The organism is Pseudomonas sp. 05N434 (genome assembly GCF_056396965.1).
The window spans coordinates 1-1,046 of record NZ_JBFTMK010000928.1 but is presented as its reverse complement, the minus strand read 5'-3'; the positions used below and the strand labels follow the sequence as shown (position 1 = coordinate 1,046).

General features: G+C 60.3%; 1 protein-coding gene. It reads left to right on the top strand.

All coding sequences use genetic code 11. From position 1 onward, the window contains the following. The coding region (locus tag AC1DLB_RS30795; protein ID WP_477786377.1) for a tyrosine-type recombinase/integrase at positions 1-526 on the top strand (526 nt) is incomplete at its 5' end. Positions 527-1,046 lie beyond the last annotated feature (520 nt).

Below are 1,046 nucleotides of genomic sequence, written 5' to 3'. Positions count from 1 at the left end.
CACCATGACCCGCCCTTCCGAAGCAGCGACCACCCGATGGGCAGACATCGACTTCGACAAACGCATCTGGACCATCCCGCCGGAGCGCATGAAAAAGCGTCGTCCGCACACCATCCCGCTGACCGAACAGGCACTCGCGTTACTGGAGACGCTCAAGCCCCACAGCGGCCACAGGGAATACGTGTTCCCGGCAGATAGGAATCCGCGCACCCACGCCAATAGCCAGACCGCCAACATGGCGTTGAAACGCATGGGCTTTCAGGACCGCTTGGTCAGCCACGGCATGCGTTCCATAGCCAGCACCATCCTGAACGAGCATGGGTGGGATCCGGAGCTAATCGAAGTCGCGCTGGCGCATGTCGACAAGGACGAAGTCCGAAGCGCTTACAACCGAGCGGACTACATCGAGCGCCGGCGTCCGATGATGGCTTGGTGGAGTGAGCACATCCAGAAAGCGGCCACTGGCAACCTGTCGGCATCTGCGATCAATCAAACCAGGGACCACAACGTCGTGCCGATACGGTAAGCGCTCATCGGACGCCGCCAGCAACCGAGAATGACTCCCCAGATGGAGTGATGCTTGATTTGGCGACAGCGGCGACACCGGCGACAACCCGCGTAATACCTGGCCTGCTGCATGGCGACAGAAGTGGCGACTGTCGCCGTTACAAGTCTCGCTCGTGGGGCTTTCTCGGCCAAGCCCACGCGAGCGGGAAGGCTCCGCATTCCCACTCGCATGGGCTCACATTAAAAACCGACGAACGACCACCCGGCCATGGAAAACCACCGGTTTCCAAGGTCTTCCACCGTTACCGATTGGCGCAACAACCGCCCCCAAAATACGGTTGACCGCGAGCAGAACGAGCGCTAAACCAGAACCGTACCAGCGCTGTCCTCGACAGCACCCAGGTAGCCAGAACCTTTGAGGCTACGCCATACCGTGGTGGTTCACCCTCAAGTGCGATTAGCGTCCGGCGGCTCGCACGGTCACAGCGATGTGATGGATGCCACTTCTTCCAGAATGCCCACTGCGGCAGCTCATACTC